This window comes from Fangia hongkongensis FSC776 = DSM 21703 (assembly GCF_000379445.1).
GTDB classification, from domain to species: Bacteria; Pseudomonadota; Gammaproteobacteria; order Francisellales; family Francisellaceae; genus Fangia; species Fangia hongkongensis.
In genome coordinates, this window is the sequence record NZ_KB902241.1 from 12,722 (window position 1) to 37,423 (window position 24,702).

Annotated in this window: 17 protein-coding genes; 2 read left to right on the forward strand and 15 right to left on the reverse strand. The window is 39.5% G+C overall.

The genetic code is table 11. From position 1 onward, the window contains the following. Positions 1 to 312: 312 nt before the first annotated feature. The 9 genes from priA to A37Q_RS15755 all read right to left on the reverse strand — a co-directional run bounded on the left by priA (position 313) and on the right by A37Q_RS15755 (position 13,475). Entirely contained in the window at positions 313 to 2,487 is a 2,175-nt protein-coding gene (gene priA / locus A37Q_RS0102840) for a replication restart helicase PriA (RefSeq protein ID WP_018298759.1), read from the reverse strand. A 1-nt stretch (position 2,488) separates the two neighbouring features. Continuing rightward, positions 2,489 to 3,739: an MFS transporter gene (locus A37Q_RS0102845; protein WP_018298760.1), complete on the reverse strand. Its 1,251-nt coding sequence runs from the start codon at positions 3,737 to 3,739 to the stop codon at positions 2,489 to 2,491. 202 nt (positions 3,740 to 3,941) lie between these two features. After that, positions 3,942 to 4,313, reverse strand: a complete 372-nt coding sequence (locus A37Q_RS0102850; RefSeq protein WP_018298761.1) for a type II toxin-antitoxin system PemK/MazF family toxin — start codon at positions 4,311 to 4,313, stop codon at positions 3,942 to 3,944. Next, a complete protein-coding gene (locus A37Q_RS0102855) occupies positions 4,306 to 4,560 on the reverse strand; it encodes an AbrB/MazE/SpoVT family DNA-binding domain-containing protein (protein ID WP_018298762.1) in 255 nt (84 codons plus the stop codon). The genes A37Q_RS0102850 and A37Q_RS0102855 overlap by 8 nt, the downstream gene beginning before the upstream one ends. Positions 4,561 to 4,636: 76 nt before the next feature. Then, positions 4,637 to 8,524, reverse strand: a complete 3,888-nt coding sequence (gene purL, locus A37Q_RS0102860) for a phosphoribosylformylglycinamidine synthase (RefSeq protein ID WP_026196481.1) — start codon at positions 8,522 to 8,524, stop codon at positions 4,637 to 4,639. A gap of 240 nt (positions 8,525 to 8,764) precedes the next feature. Next, entirely contained in the window at positions 8,765 to 10,216 is a 1,452-nt protein-coding gene (locus A37Q_RS0102865) for a S8 family serine peptidase (RefSeq protein WP_018298764.1), read from the reverse strand. A 187-nt stretch (positions 10,217 to 10,403) separates the two neighbouring features. Further along, complete coding sequence (locus A37Q_RS15750) at positions 10,404 to 11,483, reverse strand: diguanylate cyclase (protein WP_018298765.1); 1,080 nt, start codon at positions 11,481 to 11,483, stop codon at positions 10,404 to 10,406. Between the two features lie 108 nt (positions 11,484 to 11,591). Beyond that, positions 11,592 to 13,070: a PfkB family carbohydrate kinase gene (locus A37Q_RS0102875; RefSeq protein WP_018298766.1), complete on the reverse strand. Its 1,479-nt coding sequence runs from the start codon at positions 13,068 to 13,070 to the stop codon at positions 11,592 to 11,594. Between the two features lie 15 nt (positions 13,071 to 13,085). Then, positions 13,086 to 13,475, reverse strand: coding sequence for a DUF4156 domain-containing protein (locus A37Q_RS15755; protein ID WP_240402931.1), 390 nt, complete (start codon positions 13,473 to 13,475; stop codon positions 13,086 to 13,088). A 128-nt stretch (positions 13,476 to 13,603) separates the two neighbouring features. Here A37Q_RS15755 and A37Q_RS0102885 point away from each other — a divergent pair, with 128 nt between their 5' ends. Then, complete coding sequence (locus tag A37Q_RS0102885; protein WP_018298768.1) at positions 13,604 to 14,380, forward strand: DNA/RNA non-specific endonuclease; 777 nt, start codon at positions 13,604 to 13,606, stop codon at positions 14,378 to 14,380. A gap of 1 nt (position 14,381) precedes the next feature. On the opposite strand, the gene A37Q_RS15760 is transcribed toward A37Q_RS0102885, so the two are convergent. After that, positions 14,382 to 15,254, reverse strand: a complete 873-nt coding sequence (locus A37Q_RS15760; protein WP_018298769.1) for a LysR substrate-binding domain-containing protein — start codon at positions 15,252 to 15,254, stop codon at positions 14,382 to 14,384. Positions 15,255 to 15,393: 139 nt separating this feature from the next. On the opposite strand from A37Q_RS15760, the gene A37Q_RS0102895 reads away from it, so the two are divergent. After that, entirely contained in the window at positions 15,394 to 16,860 is a 1,467-nt protein-coding gene (locus A37Q_RS0102895) for a ketol-acid reductoisomerase (RefSeq protein ID WP_018298770.1), read from the forward strand. A 1-nt stretch (position 16,861) separates the two neighbouring features. On the opposite strand, the gene A37Q_RS0102900 is transcribed toward A37Q_RS0102895, so the two are convergent. The 5 genes from A37Q_RS0102900 to carA all read right to left on the reverse strand — a co-directional run bounded on the left by A37Q_RS0102900 (position 16,862) and on the right by carA (position 24,672). Next, complete coding sequence (locus tag A37Q_RS0102900) at positions 16,862 to 18,463, reverse strand: S8 family serine peptidase (protein ID WP_018298771.1); 1,602 nt, start codon at positions 18,461 to 18,463, stop codon at positions 16,862 to 16,864. Positions 18,464 to 18,597: 134 nt separating this feature from the next. Next, on the reverse strand, positions 18,598 to 20,076 hold the full coding sequence (locus tag A37Q_RS0102905; RefSeq protein ID WP_018298772.1) for a peptide MFS transporter: 1,479 nt from the start codon (positions 20,074 to 20,076) through the stop codon (positions 18,598 to 18,600). 69 nt (positions 20,077 to 20,145) lie between these two features. Continuing rightward, complete coding sequence (gene parC / locus A37Q_RS0102910) at positions 20,146 to 22,386, reverse strand: DNA topoisomerase IV subunit A (RefSeq protein ID WP_018298773.1); 2,241 nt, start codon at positions 22,384 to 22,386, stop codon at positions 20,146 to 20,148. A 151-nt stretch (positions 22,387 to 22,537) separates the two neighbouring features. Beyond that, positions 22,538 to 23,386, reverse strand: a complete 849-nt coding sequence (locus A37Q_RS0102915) for a hypothetical protein (RefSeq protein WP_018298774.1) — start codon at positions 23,384 to 23,386, stop codon at positions 22,538 to 22,540. 233 nt (positions 23,387 to 23,619) lie between these two features. After that, on the reverse strand, positions 23,620 to 24,672 hold the full coding sequence (gene carA, locus A37Q_RS0102920; RefSeq protein WP_018298775.1) for a glutamine-hydrolyzing carbamoyl-phosphate synthase small subunit: 1,053 nt from the start codon (positions 24,670 to 24,672) through the stop codon (positions 23,620 to 23,622). Between the last annotated feature and the right edge of the window lie 30 nt (positions 24,673 to 24,702).

Consider the following 24,702-nt stretch of genomic DNA (forward strand, 5'->3'; position numbering starts at 1 on the left):
GTTACCGCATATCAAGCGCTTTTTGTGATCAGCGATTCATAGGCGGCATTTATCCTTTCCATGATATTTTGCGTTATGTCACTTGCATGCTCGATTACAACTGCTTTCTTATATTTAAAGCACTGTAATTTGTCATGATGTACAATTGATATAACCATTGATATGACAACATACCAGAGGCAGGAATTTTAGGGCTTCGAATCGCGCTGCCTCTAGTATGTCTTATTTAAATTAACCCTTTGAATCACCCGCGTAAACCAGCTAAATCTAAACAGCTGTTAAGTAGATGTGAACGTTAAAAGAGAAATGTGTTTATTTCATTTCAATTGGATCGATATCAATGATAATTTTAACTTTCCTTTGCTGGTAAATAAATGCACGCATTGCATGGAGCGTTTGCTGTAGCGGCTGCCTACTCTCTGCCGTTAACATCACGCTTTGCAGATATTTCCCTGCACTTCTCTCGTGAATTGCTGATATAGGGCCAACGATATTCACAGATAACTGATTACTCTCTATAACCTGTTTGATATGACTTACCATTCCACTGGCACTACTTAGCACAAGTTCCTTTTGTTGTGCTTGAACATAAAGATAAACTTGATAGAAAAAAGGCGGATACTCCAAATACTGTCTTGTCAGTAAAAGTGAATCTAGAAACTTTTGATATTGACCGTTTAAAATCAGATTCAGCATCGGGTTATCTACCTGATAGCTTTGTACAGAAATATCTCCTTTTTCACCAGCTCTCCCTCCACGCCCTGCCACTTGCGTAATAAGCTGAGCTGTTCTTTCGATGCTATGGAAATCTTGTGAATAAAATCCACTATCGGCATTAACAATACCCACTAAAGCAACATGCTTAAAATCATGCCCCTTAGCGATCATTTGCGTGCCAATAATAATATCCGTTTTTTGCTTGGCAATACGATCAAGCTGCGCCTCAAGCACGCCTTTTTTCTGTGTTATTGTCCTATCTAATCGCGTAATTCGCGCATTTGGAAACGCTTCTGCCAAATATTGCTCTAACTTTTCTGTGCCATGACCGATGTCAATAAGTGCATCAGAGTGACAGTTTGGACACTGATGATAAATCTTTTGTGCTTTAGCGCAAAAATGGCAAGATAAATGCTGTGGGTGCATATGAAGCGTGTAGGGTTTATCACAAGCCTCACACATCGCACACCAACCACAATCATTACATACAAGCGTATGGGCAAATCCGCGTCGATTAACAAAAATAAGCGCCTGTTTATTTTGCTTAATACATCTATCAATCTTATGCTTAAGCGTATTTGACAGCCCTGAGGTGACTTTCTGTTTCTGTAAATCAATCAAATTAACATCATTATCTGTATCACTTAAAGCGCGCTTAGAGAGTTGTATTAATTCGTACTTTTTAGTCACCGTTGCATGGTAATAGCTTTCAATTGAGGGCGTTGCACTACCAAGAATAATAGGGATATTAAGCTGGTGCGCCTTCATAATGGCAACATCGCGCGCGTGATAATAGACACCGCTTTGCTGCTTAAAGGATGCATCATGCTCTTCATCAACAATAATCATTGCCAAATCTTTAAACTGATATAAAAGACCTGCACGCGTTGCAATGACGATTTTAATAGTGCCCTCTTTTACCCCAAACCAATAATTAAGGCGCATTTGATCAGATACTTTAGAACTAATCGCAGCAACAGGCACATTAAAGCGCTCATTAAAGCGTGCCAATGTTTGAGGTGTTAGATTAATCTCTGGCACTAAGACCAGAACTTGTTTATTTTGATTGATAAGTGGAGCAATGCTCTGTAGATAAACTTCCGTCTTGCCACTTCCTGTCACACCATACAATAAGCTGCAATGAAATGCCCCTATCTCATTTTGAATCCTATCAACTGCAAGCTTTTGCTCTACATTCAAGCTTTTGGGTTCATCTTGAGCCTCTTTGGTTAGATGATACGTCACATCCTTTGTATAACTTTCAATAACCTCTAAATCTAAAAGCGCCTGCATAGTTGGTTTTGTAATTCCCTGTACTGCAAGCTCTTTTTGTGATTGATCTTCTTTAGCTAATAACTCAACAAGCAACCTTTGCTTTGTTGCACGTTTAGAGAGTGGGACACTTTTGTTCACTAAGCGATAATAAACTTCCTTGGAAACATTCGCTTTTTCATCACTTAACAACAACTTCGGTAGCGCTATTTTTAAAACCTGATAAATGGGCACATGATAATACTCACTCATCCACTTGATAAGCTTTATGCTTTCTCTAGAGAAAAGCGGCTTTTTATCAATCAACTTAATAATTGATTTCACCTTAGTTTGATCATATTCACAGTGATCAGATACACTCAAAGCGACACCAATTAATTTACGCTTGCCAAAAGGCACCAGTACACGTGAGAAAGGTATTATCGTCTCTTTATGATCATAAAAATAATCAAGCCCATCAAAAAAAGGACCTTGAAGGGCAACTTTAACAAAGGGCAAATTATTTGACTCGCTTAATAATACTATTTAGCACAATAAAAATTAATGTGATGATACTGCCAACAGCAAGCACATAAGAAGGAGCACTGACATCATGTGTCACTTTAATCACTGATAAAACAATCAAAGGTGTCAAGCCGCCAAAAACAGCAAAACCTAAATTGTAGGCAAAGCCAATACCAGTATAACGCACATCTTGTTGATACAATTCAACCAATATTGCTGGAATGTTACCCCAACAAAAAGCGCAAACAATGGCGCTTAAGAGGATTGCATAAAAATAATAGCTCGCCTGAGAGATGTAAATACCGTAAATCACTGTTGGTAAAAATAACAGCAAAACACAACTGATCACAAGTAATACGGTTTTACTCATTTTATCCGCACAAAAGCCAATCGCAATACATAAAATAGAAAGGATAATGACTCCAAGACTATTCATCCAAATAAAGTTGCTCAGTTTTAAAGATAGTACTTTAGAGATATATGATGGCAAAAAGATAAATAAAGTGACAAAGGCAAGTGCTCCAAAAGAGACTAAGACCGTGCCATAGATGAAATTCCAAAGCTGTGTTTTAAGGAGCTTTGTCACAGGCAAGGCAAACTCTTTTTCAATAAAGGGACGAAAACTTTTAATATCCATCAGCTGGCGTCTTAAATAATAGGCAACAAGTCCAAAAATACCGCCTAGAATAAAGGGTATACGCCATGCCCAATCAAGCATTACTTGATGCGTGTATATCGTTAACAGCACCGCCTCCACAATAAACCCAACAGCCACACCTGCAATTAAAAAGCAAAATATTGTCCCGGTCATAAAGCCTTTTTTCTCCGGTGCAATCTCACTGATATAAGTAATAGCGCCTGGAATTTCACCGCCAACTGAAATACCTTGGAATATGCGAAAAATCACCAGTAATACTGGCGCTAATGCCCCAATTGTTTCATAGGTTGGCAACAAACCAATTAAAAGTGTCGAAAGCGCCATCATTAAAATCGAAATGGTAAAGGTTTTCTTTCTGCCATATTTATCACCAAAGTGTCCAAAAATAAGGCCACCGAAAGGTCTTGCAAAATAACCTACCGCATAAGCACTAAAAACGGCTAAAAGACCATTTATACTTGAAGTTTCGGGGAAAAAAAGCTGAGATAAATACCCAGCTAAAAGCGCATAGATGATAAAATCGTAAAACTCTAAAAGCCCACCTAATGATGACAGCGTTAACGCTTTTTTATGCTCTCTCAATAACATTAAACTATCCTAAATTATATGTATTTATCTTAGTTAACATACGCTATCTGGCTGGCATACACCATATCAAATTATAGCGAAAAATAATATAGGCGCTATTTCCCCATTTTTTAATATTTGTTAGCATAATCACACTCAAATTTCACCAAATCGTACATACATTGTATACCTAAGTAAAAATTGTATTAACAATGTATTTTTTTTATTTGTTACTCAAAGCTTCTTGTATTACTTCTTCAGCACCAATTAATGGCAAAATCCTCAATATAACCTCTTTAAATACGCCTTTTTCTGCTTTAGCAATGAACTTACACTTTCTATCTTTCCAAGATAAGGTTTGCACAATTGAAGCAGCCACAACAGATTTACTCTCTAAATTGTTAATATGTACTTCGGTAATACCACCACGAATGGATGTGCTGACTGGACAGCAAATCAGTGTAGCAGTTTTTTGATTATATTCTTTAGAAGATAGGACAAAAGCAGGGCGGTACTTCCCTATTTCTTTGCCTTTTGTGGGTTCAAAATCAAGCCAAACAATATCATTTCTTTGAGGAATATACTGCTCAGTCATACCACTCATCGCCTTGTGGTTTAGCCAAAAGACTATCATGACTTTTTTCATCTAAGCCTTCAAGCAAAGCAGATTCAGAAAATGGCAAGATTGTTTTTTGTGGCGATTTTCGTATAAATAAACCATCTTTTTTGATTTCGATATCCACTTCTGTACCAGCTTTAAAGTCAGTTAGGTCTTTAAGGGCACCTGATAATCTAATGCCTAGACTATTTCCCCATTTTAAGACTTTTGCATTTACGTGCATGATACGCTCCAAAGCATTTAATTATACAAAGTATAACACTGAAAGGATGGCATATCAAATCAAGTATGATTTATCTTCAATCAACCCATACTCTGGCATTTCTGAAAAGGCGCATCCAAGGGGAGTACTCTTTGTCTTTATTACGCCAATCAAATGGATACCATGATAACTGCGTCAAACGAAATGCTCGCTCTGGGTGCGGCATCATAATCGTTGCTCGCCCATCTACACTTGTAAATGCTGTCATTCCTCCTTCAGAGCCATTTGGATTTAATGGATAATGCTCTGTAGGGTTCGCATGACTGTCAATATAACGCATTACCGATTGTTTATTCTCTAAAAGACGCTTAGCATCTTGTACATCGTCATATTGCACTTTCCCCTCGCCATGAGAAACTACAATTGGCATTTTAAGTCCTTGCATATCCTGAAACACAATTGAAGGGCTCTCCATAATTTCCACTTGCGAGAATCTGGCTTCAAACTGATTGGAGTCATTATTCACAAACTTTGGCCAACTCTCAGCACCAGGGATTAATGACTTTAATTGCGATAGCATCTGACAGCCATTACACATGCCAACACTGAAGCTGTCAGCACGGTGAAAAAACTGCGTGCACATCTCTTTAAGCTTCTCATCAAATAAAATCGACTTGGCCCAGCCACCGCCTGCCCCTAATACATCGCCATATGAAAATCCACCACAAGCAGCCAAACCTTTAAAGCTCTCAAGATCAAAACGTCCACTTTGCAAATCACTCATTGTGACATCAATAGCTTCAAAGCCTGCCAAAGAAAAAGCAGCTGCCATCTCATTATGACTGTTTACCCCTTGCTCTCTCAGTATCGCAACCTTCGGTCTAACGCCTGAATTAATGTAGCTTGCTGTAACATCCTCACGCATATCAAAAGGAACCTGAGCAAAAAGCCCATAATCATTAAAGCCTTTGATTAAGGCATGCTCTTTCTCAGCACACTCACTGTTATCACGCAATTTTTGAATTTGATATGATGTCTCAGACCAAAGTGTCTGGAGCTCAGCACGTGTCGCATGAAACACCTCATCTATATCATCAAAGATACTCAGTGATGAGTCTTCCTGATCAGTGACAGGTTCACCTATCACATGCGCTTTTAACTGGAAACCTGCCAATGCTGACATAACAATATCTCTATCGCTATTTCTAATTTGAATAACCGCACCAAGCTCTTCATTAAAAAGCGTGCTGATAACATCTTCACCTAAATTATCAATATGAATCTCAAGCCCACATTTGGCAGCGAACATCATCTCACAAAGCGTCACCATCAATCCACCATCAGAGCGATCATGATAGGCTAAAATCTTATCGCGTTTCACCAGCTCATGAATGGCAGCGAAAAAGTTTCTTAAATCTTCTGCTTCAATATCAGGTGTTTGATCACCTAGCTCATTGAAAACCTGCGCAAGTGCCGAACCACCCAGACGGTTTTTGCCACCCCCTAAATCAATTAAAATCAAATCTGTTTCAGGAATAGTTACCCTAAGCTGTGGCGTTAGTGTACGCCTGATATCCTGAACTGGCGCAAATGCAGTTGCAATCAATGAAACCGGTGAGGTCACAGACTTATCAGTGCCATCTTCCTGCCAAAAGGTTTTCATTGAGAGTGAGTCTTTACCTACAGGAATAGTAAGATCAAGCTTAGGGCAAAACTCTAAGCCTGCTGTTTTTACCATTTCATACAGCTTAGCATCTTCGCCCATCTGACCGCATGCAGCCATCCAGTTGGCTGAGAGTTTGACATCTGAAAGGTGATAAATATAAGCCGCTGCAATATTAGTAATTGCCTCCCCTATCACCATTCTTGCTGCCGCTGGTGGGTTCATCATTGCCAACGTTGGGCGCTCACCCATTGCCATCGCCTCACCATGATAACCTGTGTAATCAGAGGCGGTCACCGCCACATCTGAAACCGGCACCTGCCAAGGACCCACCATTTGATCTCTTGCCGTTAATCCACCAACACTCCTATCACCAATAGTAATAAGAAACTTTTTACTTCCTACAGCCGGTAATCTTAAAACACGCTTTGTTGCCTCAGCAAGATCAACTTTACTATAATCCCACCTCGTATAGGCATTATCTGATGATCTCACATTCTTAACAAGCTTTGGTGGGTTCCCAAGAAGCACCGATAAAGGCATATGGATGGGATCTTTCTTTGAATTTACATCTTTCAGAACCAATGTTTTTTCATTAGTAGCTTCACCAACAACTGAATAAGGGCATCTCTCACGTTTCGCAATCTCATCAAAACGTGCTAAATCTTTCTCTAAGATCGCAAGCACATAACGCTCTTGAGACTCATTACACCAAATCTCAAGCGGAGATAACATACTCTCGGCAACATGGATTGCATTTAAATCAAATATTGCCCCCATGTCACAATCAGCAACCAGTTCAGGCAAGGCATTGGAAATCCCACCCGCACCGACATCATGAATGCTGATAATAGGATTATCATCACTCATCCAGCAAGCATCAATCACCTCTTGCGCTCTTCTTTGCATCTCAGGATTTCCACGTTGCACAGAGGCAAAATCAAGGTCTTCCTCTGAACTGCCAGAGTCCACAGAAGAGGCAGCACCCCCACCTAGACCGATCAGCATCCCCGGCCCACCTAATACAATGATTTTGGCGCCATCAGGAATTTTATTTTTCTTTACATACTCCAAACGGATATTCCCATAGCCACCTGCAATCATAATTGGCTTATGATACCCTCGGACTTGATTATCAACTCTCTGCTCATAGGTACGAAAATACCCACACAGATTTGGACGGCCAAACTCATTATTAAAGGCAGCGCCCCCTATTGGCGCCTCTAGCATAATATCAAGCGCAGAGGCAATGCGCTCAGGTTTACCATAATGCTGCTCCCAAGGCTGAATATCATCAGGGAGATATAGGTTTGATACCGTATAACCTGTTAAGCCTGCCTTGGTTCTAGCGCCGCGACCAGTTGCAGCTTCATCTCTAATTTCACCGCCAGCACCTGTTGCTGCACCAGGATCTGGCGCAATCGCCGTTGGATGGTTGTGTGTTTCTACTTTAATCTGAATATGAATTGGCTCTTGCTTGAAATAATACTTTGCCTCACTATCACGAAGTAATCTCTCTCCAGAATAACCAGCAATTACCGCGGCGTTATCATGATATGCTGACAGTACATTTTCTTTATGATGCTCATAGGTATGCTTGATCATTGGGAAAAGACTATGTGATTTTTCCTGACCATCAATTACCCAACTTGCACGAAATATTTTATGGCGACAATGCTCTGAGTTTGCCTGCGCAAACATCATCAACTCAACATCTGTTGGGTTTCGACCCAGATCTACAAATGCTTTATATAAATAATCAATTTCATCTTCTGATAATGCAAGTCCAAGCTTCTCATTAATATGAATAAGTGCAGACTTTCCCTTATCTAAAACATCAATTATATCAAGGAGCCCTTGCCCATGAGTGCTTTGAAATGGGTCAACCTGATCTAAATCAAAAGCAACACTCTGTGTCATTCGATCATACAAAACACTAGCGAGCGTCATAAGCTCACTTTGATCAAGCGTATTTTCAGAGGCGATGTAATAAATAATACCACGCTCAATGCCTGTCACTTCAGTTAAACCACAATTGTAAATAATATCACTTGCCTTTGAAGCCCAAGGAGAAATCGTCCCAAGCCTTGGCGTCACAATAATACTTTGCCCCTCTTTGTATTGAAGCTCACCTTCAGCGCCATAATGAAGAAGCTGAGTTAGCTTTCCTAGTTTTTCTTCTGTCAGAGAGTCAGAAAGGTTAATAAAGTGGATATACTCAGCCTGAACAGAAAGAATTTTATCTGAAAAATTTCTTAATTTTGTAAATAATTTTTGCTGATTAAATGAAGATAAGGCGCTATTGCCATAAATTTGTAACATCATGTATCTCGGGTTACAGATTTAAGATGTCATTATTTTGATCGATTTAGTCACAATTGAAAAGAGCTTAATGTGTTTTTTAACAAATAACGTCTGTTTGACATTAAATAAGCGCCACAAAGGAAGATATGACTAATAGCGGTGACTTGCTCCAGCCACTTATCTGATACAAAAGGACCTTGTCAAAAATGTTAACTTGCAAATGCTAAGTGCTGAGATGCACATAGCGTATCAGTAAGCTTATTCACTTTGATCTTGTAATACCATTTTCACAACATCATAGCTATTGATAATGGCACGCTGTTTTTGTGCACGTTTTAATACAGATTTGACATAAGCATAATCACTGTCTTTATTCATCGCATAAATCAACGAAATGATTCCTGCCATATGCGGGGTTGCCATTGATGTACCCTGCATATAACCATAGCCGTTCCCTAAGGTTGATAAAATCCCCCCAGTGTCATAATCAACTCGCTTATCTCCGCCTGGTGATTTAACTGTCAAACTTCTCATTGGCTCAGTTTTGTCATAATAATTGGAGAAATAACTTAGCTCACCGGTAGGGCCTGTTGATTCAACGACAACTCCATCAATATTTGGGCAACCTGCAGGCAGAGCGTTCCAAAGAGGATGTGACTCATTCCCTGCTGCCATGACCACCGTGACACCGGCTTTTGTTGTCATATCAATCGTATCTTGCCATGCAGCACAAAGTGGCACCATATAATCACGCCTCCAAGTTGCCTCATCAACAATCTCTCGCCCGTAATCATCAATTCGCCCAAGTCCTAAACTTAAATTGATTACACTCACCTTGTGCTGATTCTTTTTGACCTCGCCACCATCTGTAAGCTTCACATCCAACAGCTTATAGCCTGCAGCCCATTGCATGGCTTTTAAAATCGCAACTGTTGTGCCTGATCCATCATCACCAAGCACGCGAACCGGGATAACTTTCACTGATTTTATCGGCCCTGCAACACCCGTAACATTCGGTCCATTTGCAGCAACCGTTCCGGCAACATGTGTCCCATGTGAGCGCCCATAACCATAATCTGTTACATCAGCAACAGCAACAATTTGATCCGTGGCTTCATCCAGTTTAAAATAATAGCTCCCTTTTGTTTTTACCCTCTTAGCAATATCATAAGGTGATCTTGCTGCAAGCCCTGTATCCAAAACACCAACATAAGTCTTTGCTGTTTTGTAATTTTTGAGCATTTGCCACGCTTGTGGTGCCCCCACACCAAACTCTGTATTGTGCATACTCCATTGATAATCCCAATAATGTACATTTTTCCCTTTATTAGATGCCGAATAGCTGACCGTTGGCTCAGGCATATCAAAAGCGTACATTTTCGAAGATTTGGGTAGTGCATATTTCACCTCTGGATGCTCATCCATATAAGCTCTAGCTGCCTTATAAGCACGCTGGTTAAATGCATCTTTCTTGACACCATCATCATTTAATCTAACTTTAACAAGCGCACTTGAGTGATCGATAGACTGCTGTGATAACACGGTCAATTTGCCACTTTCAAGTTGACTTGACGATTTTACGGCTAACACACCTTTCATAGCAGGCTTATATTTCACAATTAAATCAACGCTGTTATCACTTGCATACCCAGATGCTCCCGCACCTAAAAATACCATGCTAAATAAGCCGATTGATATTTTCCTTCTCATCTCATTACTCTCCTTTTTGTTGACATAGCAAGAGAATTCCTCCCTCAAACACAGCTTCCCCTTCAAAGCCGAGATAAGATTGAAACATGAATATAACGGAAAAAATTGATACAACAAGACAGCCTATTAGACAAAAAGGACAAAATAGTGCCTTACGCCCTATTAGCTGACCTAAGCTTAGTGTTAACTACAGCATAACCACATCTTTGCCCTTGGCTTTTGCTTCATAGAGCGCTTTGTCTGCTTTGGAGATGACATGACCAATAATGCTTTTATCCTTTTCATCCAAAGTGCCCTCTGCTACGCCAGTACTGATGGAAACATCAAACCCACATATTTTAGATACCATCTCGCGCACTGTTGCTGTTACTCTTTTAGCGACCAAAGAGGCATCAGCTGCCTTTGTGAATGGCAAAAAGAGAATAAACTCATCACCACCAAAGCGTGTAGCAATATCATTTTCTCTAAGATTGGTTTTTAGCACATTGGCAATTTCAACCAGCACCTGATCTCCAGCATGATGCCCATAGGTATCATTGATAATTTTAAATTTATTGACATCAATAAAGATAAAGCTATAGCAACTTTTATAGTGGCTTTCTTGTTGGTGAAAACGGCTGACCTTTTCATCAAATGCATGGCGATTATAAAGCCCTGTTAAGGAGTCTGTTGTCGCAAGCACAACCAATCGACGCTCACTATATTCTAGATCTGACAGTATCACTGCAATAGATGCTGAAATAACAATCACAAGACATAATAGAATAAAGGCATTTGTGATGATTTCATCATTCTGAGAAATTTCTATCACATACTGTGTGTTAGGATAAAAGGCACAAAACAGCATCAAGCATACTGCAATCAAAGATAATACCCATTTTGTCATTCGCTGATTGATTTCAAAAATCATATTGGCAAATGGCGGTACAAGCATGAAGAACAAATAATTCCATAAAGTTGGCGCATATAGGATATAGGTAAACAAAAACGTATTAATAATATACAACATCGTTGCAACAAGCTTTCCCAGATAGTAATAACGATAATAAATCAACATAAGCGGAATCAGGTTAATTACAACGACAAAATAGCTATAGATTCCCCCATAGATCTTTGGCTCAGTAAGAAAATGAAGCACACCAAAAACACCATTGCCGATAATCACCAGAAAAATACTCACCACCGTCACACGAATCCTATGCCAATAAGTGGAGCGTGAATCTTCTAATTTGAAGTAATAATTTATATTTTGTTTTAAGCTGCGCATAAAAAGCTGCTTCCTTTCACCAAATTCAACTAAACATCACAAAATCATTTGTGCTGGTATATAAATAAACTATAGTATTTTTTAAAAAAATTGGTGTGTTAGAGCAGCCTATTTACAAATATTTAATGCCTCTTTGATACGATTTTGATAGGTGTTTTCATCGGATAAATAGCTAATCACAGCAGGATGAGCACCTGCTTTAACAATATCTATAATATTTCCCTTATTAATACCACCTATTGCGACAAGCTGTATCGTGTTAGGAATAATACCACGCCAGATGTTAAGCATATCCATGCCTCTGGCAGAAAAAGATAATGTCTTTGTTTGTGTTCCAAAAATTGGTCCCAAAGCAATATACGAAGGGCTAAGATAAAGCGCTTTGCCAAGCTCTGTATAGTCATGCGTGCTAATACCAAGACAAATGTCACTTTCATACAGCTGCTGCAAATTTGCCGTTTCTAAATCTTCTTGACCTAAATGCACACCAAAACACTGGTGTTTAATCGCATATTGCCAGTGATCATTAATGAAAAGTGCAACTTTATATTCTCTAGCAATCTTATTAGCAAGCATAATCTCTGATTCAATATCTTCACACTTTTCCCCTTTCAAACGAAGCTGAATTGTCAAAACACCAAGCTTTGCTAACCTTTCAACCCAAAGTGCACTATCGACAATAGGGTAAAAGCCAATTTCCCTCTTTAAGGTTGGAAATGCCTTTATTTTATGTTTTAAGGTTGGAAGTTCTGTTATTTTTGGGAAATATTGCTTGGGAGAATCTATACAATTTTGCTGATAATCCAGCATATTCTGAGTAACAAAGTGCTTTGCTTTAGCAATATTATAAGTAAGATAGAACTTACTTAGCGTTATTGACTCCTTTAGGGTTTCGCCTTTGGCCAAAAGTGCAGCAATCCCACTTGCCAAGGCACACCCTGTTCCTCTAACCTCTTGATAATCATTGCTTGGTGAGAGATAGCACAGTACCTCTTTGCCGCCAAAAAGATAATCGACCCCTTGGCAAAAAGGCAAATGCCCGCCCTTTAATAACACATTTTGAAATTGATATTTCTCTTGAAATGTTACTATCAAACGATAGACATCTTCTATATTTTCAAGTGCATGCGAGCTTGATGATAGCAGTTTAAGCTCATGTGCATTTGGGGTAACTACCGTTGCCTTTGGTAATAACATTTCTTTAAATGCAGTTAAAGTATCTCTGTCACTCAGCTCACCCCCTGAAGAGCTTTTTATAACAGGATCACAAACATAAAGTACATCTGGATTGTTTTGCAGATACTCAGCAATTGTTATGACCTGAACCTTACTGCACAGCACCCCTGTTTTAATCACTTGCGGATGAAAAGTTTCTGTCATTTTACTAAATTGCTCAATAAAAACCGCATCACTAACCGGGTTTAGTGCGCTGAAATGACTGCCTGTTTGTACGGTATTAGCAGTGACAACTACAACAGACTGTACCGCAAAAAAACTTACCACTTTTGTATCCAACAAAACCCCAGCAGCGCCAGTTGGATCAACCCCGCCAATACATAAAACACAGTTACTTTGCTCTTTTAACATCATCAATTCAATAAACTATTTAACTGGACAGTGATACGCTATAGCGGATATTGCCGGCATTCTGGTAAATTCAAATACTCCAAATAAACTTGATTGTAAATACTCATAATGTAGCACTTGTACATAATTGGCATTAAGTGACTTTGCCCGATTTCGAATTAAACTATATGCCGATTGAACCAAATTATCATTTGCCGTGAACATATCAACAAAAAGCCAGCTGTCTGTTGCTTCAATAGGTGCAACATACTGACAAGATTTAGCAGGCTTATTCTTTGATATTTCAACTGTATTTGCCTCTTTTTTAAGTGCCACTGGCGAGAGAAATGCACACCCTGAAAAGACCAAGGTTAATATTATTATCATTGTGCCTTTTAATAGACCATTACCAATATTATACCGCACCAAAACACTCCCAATTTCCATTTTTCAAATAATCATAACATATCTGCTATAACCCTCTATCTATTAATCACGAATATCGTCTATAGTGTGCCTGAGAAAAAAATGAGAGAAAGAGAAGGATCTATATCATGAATAAAATACTATATTTTAGTATCACCCTTATTGGTTCGCTATTTGCCTTTAACCAATCTTTTGCCAGCACACAAAGCACCCTATGCTTTGAGGATAGCTGTCCAAATGGCGCGCCATCGAGTAACCTTATCGCTGATCATCATATATTTATTTTAAGCGCTAATATCAATACACTTTTTGCTGATTGGGTTGCCTACAAAGTTGAATCTCAAAACCTTGATGGCCCATCAAGAAGCCGCTATTGGAAAAAAGACCCTTTACTTCCAAGTGGTTATACACTTGAACCAGATGACTATAAAGATGCACATGCTACAGAGGGATATGACCGCGGGCATCAGGCTCCTCTTGCAGCTTTCAGCAACACAGAATATTGGAGTGAAACCAACTATCTATCCAACATCACCCCGCAGAAATCTGAGCTTAATCAAGGGCCGTGGAACCAACTAGAATCAAAAGTCCGCGATTTGGCAAGAAAGCATGGTAGTCTTTATGTCATCACAGGAACACTGTATCAGTCTCCTATGCCTGCCCTACCTAATGCTCAGTATAATCACGAAGTCCCAAGCGCTTATTGGAAAGTCATTTTACTAGATCATGATAATACATTAGAAACAGCAAGTTTTATTATGCCACAAACTGCCAAACGAAGTGACTCTTACTGTAGTTATACGAGTGACATTAATAATGTTCAAGCTGAGACAAAGCTAAGCTTATTCCCAAGCACGCCAAGTGTTATAAAACCTACTTCATTATTATCAGAGTTCGGGTGCTAATTTATACCACCAATTGGCTGCACAATTGCAAAAAAGCACGCTTTGTCTTTGACTCTAATGCGCTTTTTTTCATAATAATACCAACACGTATTGTTGGCATATCGGTTATTTCAAAGGTTTTTACCGACGCTTTAAGTGGACTAAATTCAACCACAGCTTTTGGTAAAACTGAGATCCCTACGCCTGAGTTGACTAATGATAAAACAGCTTCATTCCCTTCAACCTCACCATACATGCTAACATTATAGTCACAAGTTTTTATCCAGCTTTCAACCAGCTTATCCTGAATATATTGCACAGGCATAATAAATTTATAGTGCTTAAATGCATCATCAGCTTGTTTTACTTTCATGTTATTTGGACAGACTAAAACCATATTAGTTTGAAGCAAAGTTGCGCTCGCGAATGATTTTTCAATTGATTCATTCAAAATAGAAATAACCGCATCCACCTCAGGCAAATTTAATGTGTCATAAATATTACGAATTTGCCCTGTTTCAATATGAAGCTGAATATCAGGGTGGGTTAGTCTCAACGCTTTGGTGATTTTGGGAACCATAATATAAGATGCTGTCACCGTACAAAACAGGCGAATAACCCCCTTTGGCGTATCTTCTACTAATGACAATGCCTCTGCTAGGCGTTCATACTCATCCAATATTTTAAGAGCATGCTTGTAAACCAGCTGAGCTTTTTGTGTTAGGGTGACTTTTCTATTATCGCGTTCAAATAGCTGAATGCCCAATTCATGTTCTAGATTCTGAATGGTTCTTGTCACCCCTGATGTGCTAATATGACAGCGTTCACCAGTCTCTCGATAATTCAGTGTTTCTACTAATGTCTTAAAAATTTTAAGCGCCTTTTTGTGGCTCATACTGCCTCCAGTGTTGCACTTTATGCAATACATCATTGCGCATATTTCACTTCATTTCAAGGCATATTTACGTTAAAACTGTTCTACAGCTCTAAAAAATCGATGCACATTACAAATAACATATTAAAGAGGAATGCACATGCAAATCAAAAGTAATATCTTCGAAGTGAAAGAATACAATTTAGCCGGTAATCTTGAAACAATTGTTGCCGGTGGCAGAAACCTTTTTGACAAGCTGCCTGAAGCATTCTCTGGTGTTAAGAAAGTCGGTGTCATTGGTTGGGGCTCACAAGGCCCTGCACAAGCACAAAACCTAAAAGAGTCTTTAGAGGGAACAGACATTACTGTCAGCGTTGGCCTAAGAAAGAACTCCAGCTCATTTCATGAGGCTGAAAAGGCAGGATTCAGTGAGCAAGATGGCACACTTGGAGAAATGTTCGATGTGATTGCTGAATCTGATCTCGCTATTATCCTTATTTCTGATGCTGCTGTTGCAAAACTCTACCCACAGATTTTTAATGCGCTAAAGCCAGGGGCAACTCTTGGTCTTTCACATGGCTTTTTAATTGGTTATCTACAAAATACCCACTATAGCATTCGTGATGATATCAACATCATTGCTATGTGTCCAAAAGGCATGGGACCTTCTGTTAGACGATTATATGAACAAGGAAAAACACAAAATGGCGCTGGAATTAATAGCAGCATTGGCGTCTATCAAGATGTTAATGGTAAAGCGACAGATTATGCCCTAGCATGGGCAATTGCATGTGGTGCACCATTTGTATTTCCAACTACCATGGAGATGGAGTATCGCTCTGACATCTTTGGTGAGCGCGGCGTACTACTAGGCGGCGTACATGGTATTATCGAAGTTTTATATCGTCATTACACTGATAATGGTATGGATAAGGAAGAAGCTTTTAGAAGAACTGCTGAGTCTATTACAGGGCCTATCTCTAAAACCATTTCCACTGAAGGCATGAATAAAGTATATGACAACTTTGATGCCAAAGATAAAGAAACCTTTGAAAATGCTTATAATGCCGCTTATCTACCACTTTTTGATATCTTGATGGAAATTTATGAAGAAGTTGAAAGCGGAAATGAAATACGCTCTGTGGTAATGGCTGGCGCCCGTCATGATCGCTTACCTATGGGTAAAATTGACGGCACGCCACTTTGGGAAGTAGGCAAGAAAGTTCGTGCTGAACGTGATCAGCATCAAGAGATTATTGATCCGACTACAGCTGGCGTATATATTGCATGCATTATGGCTCAGGTTGATGTTCTTGCTGAAAAAGGACATGCTTATTCTGAAATTGTCAATGAATCCATTATTGAAGCGGTTGACTCTCTTAACCCTTATATGCATTTCAAGGGCGTCTCCCACATGGTTGATAATTGCTCAACTACAGCACGCTTAGGCTCACGCAAATGGGCGCCGCGCTTTGACTATAATCTCATGCAGCAAACTGTGCCTTATATTCATCAAAAGACACTTGCTAATGCACCTTTTGAGAAATTCAAAACACACCCTGTACACCAAGCGCTAGCCACTTGCTCAACCTTAAGACCTTCTGTTGATATCAGCGTAGTTGCCTAAACTACCAGATTAATACCGCGGCAACAGCTGCCGCAAGCGCGCCTGCGCCAGCAGCAACAGCAGCGCCTGCTCCAGCACCTCCGCCGCCACCGCCACTACTATCACCACTAGCGGTGTTTGTCTCTTCTGTTTGTGGCGTCGTATTCTCTTCTGAGCTTTCCTCTGGCACTGCTGTCAGCGTTGCCAATCTTAATGCTTCTTGTGCATTAATAATGGTTGAACCAGACCAATTTGCTTGAGATAAAATACTTTGCACATAATCAACCGTTGCCGTTGGGCGTTTTGCATAAATCATTGCAACTATTCCCGAGATATGTGGCGCTGCCATTGAGGTACCTTGTTTGTAAGTATATGAGCACACATTTTCACTGGTACAACTTCCCGTGCTTAATATTGCCTCTGTGATATCAGTTGAAATATTATCTCCACCTGGCGCTCTGACAACGAGACTTGTAACCGTCCAGCTCTCAGCATTATAATATGTGGAGTATGATGCTAAAGCTCCCGCTTGATTAGATGCCTCAACCACAACTGCATCAATATTTTGACAACCACCAGGGGCATCATTCCAAAGCTCATTGCCATCATTCCCAGCTGCAATAACCACTGTAACATTAAGTGCTGTCACCTGATTAATTGCATCAGAGAAAACATCACAATATGCTGGAAGCAAAACAGTTTTCCAATAGGATTCACTGGCCACTTCATTACCAAAACTATCAAAACGAGAAGCCCCTAAACTTAGATTAATCACTTTGGCCGGGTTAGCGTTTTGTGTTAATCCAGATATTGATTGCAAAGTGGAATCAAAGATCCCTGCCGCCCATAGAATGCCATTATGTATCGAGGTTAAATGCCCACTTCCTCCATCATTTAATACCTTTACTGGCAGTATATTAATGTTATCAACTCCTCCTGCCACGCCTGTCACATTAGGGCCATTTGCCGCAGCAATGCCTGCAACATGCGTCCCATGATAAAAAGGGCCATTATCATATATATTAGAGGATACTGTTACATCACCATCCCCATCAACATAGAAATAATAACTATCAGTAATGCTTTTTGATAAAATATCTGTTGGTGAGTACAACGCAAGACCAGAGTCCAAAACACCAATATTTACCGTATTTTCATTCGTTGTCAAAAATGACCATGCATTGACGGCGTTTACACCTGAGCTACTACTATTATGAATATGCCAATGATCATCATAAAATAAAACATTCTCTCCTGTTGTAAAGCTTGTAACTTTAGCTTCTTTTGGAATAACAAATGCAATGTTTTGATATTGCTGCTTCATTGTTCTTGCAGTATCAAATGCTTCTTTTGATGCACCATAATGCGCTGTAAAATGACTATTTGGTGAGATATTTTTAAGCTCTAATTGAATCACCTCAATATTTGAGGCAAGCTTTGTAACCTTTTTGGGAGAGTGGGAGAAAGCAGCGCCAGTTAATGAATGACTATAAGGAACAGCCTTATATTTTATATATAGATTTATATTCTCAGATTGACTTTGTGCAACCACACAATTTATAAGAAGAAAAACAATACCCAATGTGCAACTTTTTTTGCACCACCTAACGATCCACTTAACCATAATATATACCCTAGCACAGTTAGCCGCTGTATATTTTCAATAATTCCTTAGAGAAAATAATCCGTCTGTTTAAATATAAGTATATATAAAGATATTTTTTGAGCGAATCTGTTTACTTTTAAAGCATTTATAGCTTATCGAGAAAATCGTTTATAAAGAAAGCTGGCAAAAAGAATCAAAATTAGTACGATAAAAGTAGCAAATGCAAAGGTGGTAATGCCGCCAAAGACTTTATAATAGCCTTTTGCACTGTCAACCAAGAAATTCTGAGCACCATTAATCGCCTTTACACTTGTTAAAGTTGCAATCTCTGCTGCAGCGTAATTTGCAATCGCTCCAGTGAGTAGCATATAGGTTCCTGCCAAAAAGCCAACCGAGCCACCTGGATTTAACCGTGTGATTTCAGCTAAAGCGACAGGGTCAACAAATAACTCGGCAAATCCAATAAGCAAAAGACCGCCAACAACCCACATCATTGACACATGCCCACCACTTTCTGCGGCAACTTTAGCGCCCATCATAATAAGGAAAAAGCCAAGCATTAAAATGAAAATTCCAATTGTAATTTTCACCAGTGCACTTAAGCGAACACCTGCTTTGATCAGTAGATACCAAAGCTGTGACATAATCACCCCACCGATTAAAATAGCAAATGGATTAATAGACTGAAATGAAGCGGCAGGAATGTTAAAGCCTGCAAATTCTCTTAGTGTATTTCTCTCAATAAATAAACTAATTGAACTGCCACCTTGTTGATCAAATGCCCAAAAAATAAGGCCAAAAATCATAAAAAAGCAAATGGCTAAAAGCGCACGCTTATCCTCTTTATTTAAGCGTAAAAATAAAAAAAACAAAAAGTACAGACTCACCAAAACACAGACCAATAAAATCCAGCCTGCAAATAAATAATATAACGCCAGCGTGAAAAACAACGTGCAAAGTAATATGCCTGCGATAACAAACGGAAAAACGCGAAATGAGAAAAAGCCATCTTTTTTAAGTGCTTGCCACTCTGGTTGGTTACCGCGCTCAAAATGTGGGGTCCCCAATAAAAAGATTACAAGGCCAATCGCCATACCAATCGCTGCAAGCAAAAAACCATAGTGCCAACCCCAAACTTGCGCGGCCCATGCCACAAAAATAGGCGCTAGAAATGCACCGATATTTCCCCCGACATACATCAAGGCAAATCCACTATCTCTTTTGGGGTGTGTTCTACTGTAGGCTGCACCTAAAAGACATGAAATATTGGTCTTAAAAAGACCATATCCACAAATAATCAGCGCAAGTCCAATGTAAAGACCATGGCCATCTAAACCAAGCACGATATGTCCTGCCACCATTGTTGCTGCGCCCAATAAAGTTGCCCAGTAATAACCTAAATATCTATCAGCAATTGCGCCACCAATAATTGGTGTTACATAGACAAGTGCAGTGTATGCCCCATATAGTGCATAAGCCTGTGTATCACTAAAAAGAAGCTTTTGCGTTAAATAAAGCACCAAAAGTGCGCGCATGCCGTAGTAACTGAAATACTCCCAAATATTAATCGCAATTGAATAATAAAGTGCCTTGGGGTGTTTTGTTTCATTTAGCGAAACAGTGTCCGTCATAATCGTTATCTATAAGTGTTATGATCTAAACATCATACTGAATCTGAAAAAAAAGAAAATGAAAACTGCTTAAGAAATTTCTAGGCTGTCAACGTTCTGATAGCCACGTGGCAACATTTTTCCACGTGAAGCTCGTTTGCCATGATAGTCCTCAATATCACTATAGCTTAGCTTCATATGCCTTTTGCCTGCATAGATAATCAGCGCATCGCTCTGATGAACACCTGCAATAAATTTAAATATCTCTCCTGTGGCAATATGACTTGGCATGTTGATAAAGCGATTGCCCTTTCCTTTGGATAATACCGGCAGCTCATCAATATCTACACTGAGCATTCTTCCTTGATTTGAAATGCCAACTATTTTTATATTTTCATTCAATACGCCAAGATTAAACGGCGCCAACATCTTATCTTCCGCTAAATTGATAACCTGCTTACCCGAGCGATTTTTGCTGATAATGTCCTTTGATTGTGCGATAAACACATTTGCGGCACTTGATGCAAAGATAAAGCTATCTTCCTCAGAGGTAAAAGACAAAGCCACAATACTCTCATCAGCATCTAACTTCAAATGCCCTGTGATAGGCTCTCCTTGACTTCTTGCTGATGGCAGCTCACTACTTAATAATGAATAAGCCTTTCCCTTAGATGAAAAGAATAAACAGAGCTGATTGCTCTTACCTTGGCTTGAGTTAAAGTAGCTATCTCCTGCTTTATAGCTTAAACCTTTTGGATCAATATCATGCCCTTTTGCAACACGCACCCAGCCTTGCTTTGACATAATCACAGTGACACTTTCTACAGGCTGTAAGTCACTTTCTTTTAATGCTTTGGCCTCAGGCCTTATAACGAGCTCAGAGCGTCTGTCATCGCCGTGTTTTTCTGCCACACTTTTAAGCTCTCTTTTAATCAAATTTTTCAGCTTTGTTGGGGAGTCTAGATAGGACATAATCTCATCACGCTCTTTTTCAAGCGCACTTTTCTCTTTTTTGATTTCTATCTCTTCTAGCTTGGCTAAATTTCTTAATCGCAAGTTAAGCACAGCTTCTGCTTGAGTATCTGTTAAAGAGAATCGTTCCTTTAATGCCTCTTTCGGTTCATCTTCATAGCGAATAATATGAATCACCTCATCAATATTCAAATAGGCAATTAAAAATCCATCTAAAATATGTAACCGCTCAAGAATTTTATCAAGGCGAAACTCAAGACGATTGGTTACAGTTTGAATCCGAAACTGAAGCCACTCAGTTAACACTTCAATTAGCGATTTCACTTGTGGTTTGCCATTTAATCCAATGATATTTAAATTGACACGATAGTTTTTTTCAAGCTCAGTTGTAGCGAACAAATGACTCATTAAAAGCTCAGTATCAACACGGTTTGAACGTGGAACAAGAACAATTCGGACCGGTTCATTATGATCAGATTCATCACGCACATCCATAAGCCATGGCAGTTTTTTCGCTTGCATCTGGGAGGCAATTTGCTCAATCACCTTAGCACTTGACACATGGTGTGGCAAAGCACTAACGACTAAATTTCCTTCTTCTTTATGATACACCGCCCTTAATTTGATAGAACCTGTACCTGTTTCATATATTTTTTTTCTCTCTTCAACAGAGGTAATAATCTCAGCGCCTCCGGGATAGTCAGGCCCCGGGATATATTGCATTAACTCATCAAGATTATGCTCCTTAGTAGCTAATAGATATAAGCACCCGTCTATCACCTCATGCAAATTATGAGGTGGAATGTCGGTTGACATCCCAACGGCAATTCCCATACTGCCATTTAACAGCACATTTGGCACTTCAGCTGGCAATAATTTCGGCTCTTTTAAAGTTCCATCAAAATTAAGCCCCCATTCAACAGTCCCGAGCTTTAACTCGCTTAAAAGTACTTCTGCATATTTTGATAATCTTGACTCAGTATAACGCATTGCTGCAAAAGATTTCGGGTCATCCTGAGAACCCCAGTTACCCTGCCCATCAATCAATGGATAGCGATAAGAGAAGTTCTGCGCCATCAGCACCATCGCCTCATAACAAGCACTATCACCATGCGGGTGATACTTACCAAGCACATCACCCACCGTCCGCGCTGATTTTTTATGCTTACTAAGTGCTGAGAGCCCAATCTCACTCATGGCATAAATAATGCGTCTTTGCACTGGTTTTAAGCCATCACCGATATGCGGCAATGCCCGATCTAAAATCACATACATCGAGTAGTTTAAATAGGCTTTACGTGTAAACTCACTAATGGTCTGTTTTTCATTATTTTCAAATGACAGATTAATTTGATCCATATGCTATATCTTTAATGTCTGGTGATGGTTGTAATATAGATTTAATATCAATTATGATACGTATATATCTCATTATAACCTGAATTTAACATTAAAGAGCATAAATATTTTTGCTCAGTTCGGCACTAAGCTGTTTTCAATTAGTTTGAGACTAAGCTGCTCCAGCACTTAGCATCATAGCTTCCCGCTCACGCTCACGCATTCGCCGTCTAATCTCTTGTTCAAGCGAGCCAGCTCCATGCCTTCTTTCATATACCTTCTCATCCTCTTTAGGTTTACGAAGCGCCTGTATTAGCTCCCCTCTACTCAACGCTGCACATTCATAAATTGGTCCACAAAGCCAAAATAAAGAAGTTGCCCCCTGTAATGGAAGCCTAAATAAACTTACTGCATAACACTTCTCTTTACTCATACATAGATATATATCCGGTTTGCTACTTCCAGACAGTCCCCACTTGGTTGAAAATTGGATAAGATCACTAGGATCTACGGCGACACCGGGATTAAACCCCTGAACTTCCTGTGAAGCCACTTCTCCACTTGTAAGAAATGCACAAAACTTATCTTTCACCATGCGATTATCAATGGGGTTTGTAGCTGCAGTCCCAATATGTGCGCATGACCAATTATCGTAACCTGCAGCTTTAAAACGTACAATTTGGCAACCAGACATAGGCCCAGAAAGAACCCAATCACCGCCATGGAGATTGTTATATTTAGCTGTTTCTCCAGGAATGTAATCCAGCCACTTAAAGACTTTCTCATCTTTAGAGGCAGCACGAGTAGCAATCAAATAGAGTATCTGCAAAAGCTTCTTACAGCACCCATTATCCATCAGCACTGGGTAGTGATGATTTGTTGCAGGGGTGATAACGGCTGAAGACTCCGGATTAGAAGGCACAATTTCCCCACTTCTTATACTTCCAATATTATCCGCTTGCCCTATTTCTATTGCACCAGCATCCCAGTGATACACCCATCCTGTTTTAAAAAAATCCATACCCATTCTATCCTTATATTTAAATACAGTATTACAGTGCAGCCTAATGATTTATACTTGATGTCGTCTTCCTTAACCTTATTTTGACTTAACTCAAACTAAGATAAGACTTCCTTTTCATTTGCTGTCCCTATTCGCTTGGCGATTTAGCTATACTAAATATGCATCATGCCTGCCAAAACGGAGGTTATTATATACACTTTATTTAAATAATGTGAGGATTATTTATAACTTTATAGTTGCTCGACAAATCGATCAAAAAGCCATACGGTATCGACAGGACCGGGACCTGCCTCTGGGTGGAATTGTACAGAGGAGTAAGGCTTTGTCTTATGTTTCAAACCTTGCACTGTATTATCATTAAGGTTTCTAAACCACACCTCCCAATCTGTTGGAATACTTTGCTCATCAACAGCAAAGCCATGATTCTGCGAGGTCAAATAACTTCTGTCCGTTCCTTCTAATAAACAAGGATGATTCTGCGCACGATGGCCAAACTTTAACTTATAAGTTTTAGCCCCTATCGACATTCCCATAATCTGCGCCCCTAAGCAAATACCAAAGACTGGCTTTTCAGGATGTTGTTGCATTGATTTCTGGAGAATATCCGCTGTTTTATTGCAGCGTAACGGATCGCCTGGGCCATTTGAAATAAAAACACCGTCATATTCCTCAGCAGTATAATCATAATCATGTGGAACACGTTTAATACTAATATCATCATATGCACAAAGATAGCGCCAAATATTGGCCTTCATGCCACAGTCAACTGCAATGAGTTTTTTCTTACCCTTTCCAACCTCCAAAGGCTTATCAACACTTACCTCAGGGATTAAATCAAGTTCACTGATATCAGGGTAGCTCTTTGGCATATCTTTACCAATTACAATGGCGCCAGCAACAACACCGTGATGGCGCAGCACTTTTGTTAAGGCACGCGTATCGATATCAGCAATAATTGGCGTATTGTATTTCTGACACCAATCTTTAAGCGAGCTTTCACCTTGTGCTCTAGCGTAAAATGGCGCAAGCTCTGAAACAATAATACCCGCAGCATGAATGCGATCTGACTCCCAGTGATTTTGGCTTTCCACACCATAATTACCAATCATTGGGTAGGTGAAGCAGACAATCTGTCCTTTATATGAAGGATCTGTCAGCACTTCTGTATAACCAACCATCCCCGTATTAAATACGATTTCACCAAAATTAATTCCCTTAACCCAAGAAGGGGACTTCCCTTCAAATACTTCTCCTGTTTTTAAAACTAGCTTTGCCGGTACCATGAAAAAAATCACTCTGTTGAAGTTGACCTA

What these genes read in the sequence shown, in the direction of transcription:
- A37Q_RS0102845 (WP_018298760.1), bottom strand. Translation starts at nt 3,739, where the DNA reads ATGTTATTGAGAGAGCATAAAAAAGCGTTAACGCTGTCATCATTAGGT.
- A37Q_RS0102850 (WP_018298761.1), bottom strand. Translation starts at nt 4,313, where the DNA reads ATGACTGAGCAGTATATTCCTCAAAGAAATGATATTGTTTGGCTTGAT.
- A37Q_RS0102855 (WP_018298762.1), bottom strand. Translation starts at nt 4,560, where the DNA reads ATGCACGTAAATGCAAAAGTCTTAAAATGGGGAAATAGTCTAGGCATT.
- purL (WP_026196481.1), bottom strand. Translation starts at nt 8,524, where the DNA reads ATGTTACAAATTTATGGCAATAGCGCCTTATCTTCATTTAATCAGCAA.
- A37Q_RS0102865 (WP_018298764.1), bottom strand. Translation starts at nt 10,216, where the DNA reads ATGAGAAGGAAAATATCAATCGGCTTATTTAGCATGGTATTTTTAGGT.
- A37Q_RS15750 (WP_018298765.1), bottom strand. Translation starts at nt 11,483, where the DNA reads ATGCGCAGCTTAAAACAAAATATAAATTATTACTTCAAATTAGAAGAT.
- A37Q_RS0102875 (WP_018298766.1), bottom strand. Translation starts at nt 13,070, where the DNA reads ATGTTAAAAGAGCAAAGTAACTGTGTTTTATGTATTGGCGGGGTTGAT.
- A37Q_RS0102885 (WP_018298768.1), top strand. Translation starts at nt 13,604, where the DNA reads ATGAATAAAATACTATATTTTAGTATCACCCTTATTGGTTCGCTATTT.
- A37Q_RS15760 (WP_018298769.1), bottom strand. Translation starts at nt 15,254, where the DNA reads ATGAGCCACAAAAAGGCGCTTAAAATTTTTAAGACATTAGTAGAAACA.
- A37Q_RS0102895 (WP_018298770.1), top strand. Translation starts at nt 15,394, where the DNA reads ATGCAAATCAAAAGTAATATCTTCGAAGTGAAAGAATACAATTTAGCC.
- A37Q_RS0102900 (WP_018298771.1), bottom strand. Translation starts at nt 18,463, where the DNA reads ATGGTTAAGTGGATCGTTAGGTGGTGCAAAAAAAGTTGCACATTGGGT.
- A37Q_RS0102905 (WP_018298772.1), bottom strand. Translation starts at nt 20,076, where the DNA reads ATGACGGACACTGTTTCGCTAAATGAAACAAAACACCCCAAGGCACTT.
- parC (WP_018298773.1), bottom strand. Translation starts at nt 22,386, where the DNA reads ATGGATCAAATTAATCTGTCATTTGAAAATAATGAAAAACAGACCATT.
- A37Q_RS0102915 (WP_018298774.1), bottom strand. Translation starts at nt 23,386, where the DNA reads ATGGATTTTTTTAAAACAGGATGGGTGTATCACTGGGATGCTGGTGCA.
- carA (WP_018298775.1), bottom strand. Translation starts at nt 24,672, where the DNA reads ATGGTACCGGCAAAGCTAGTTTTAAAAACAGGAGAAGTATTTGAAGGG.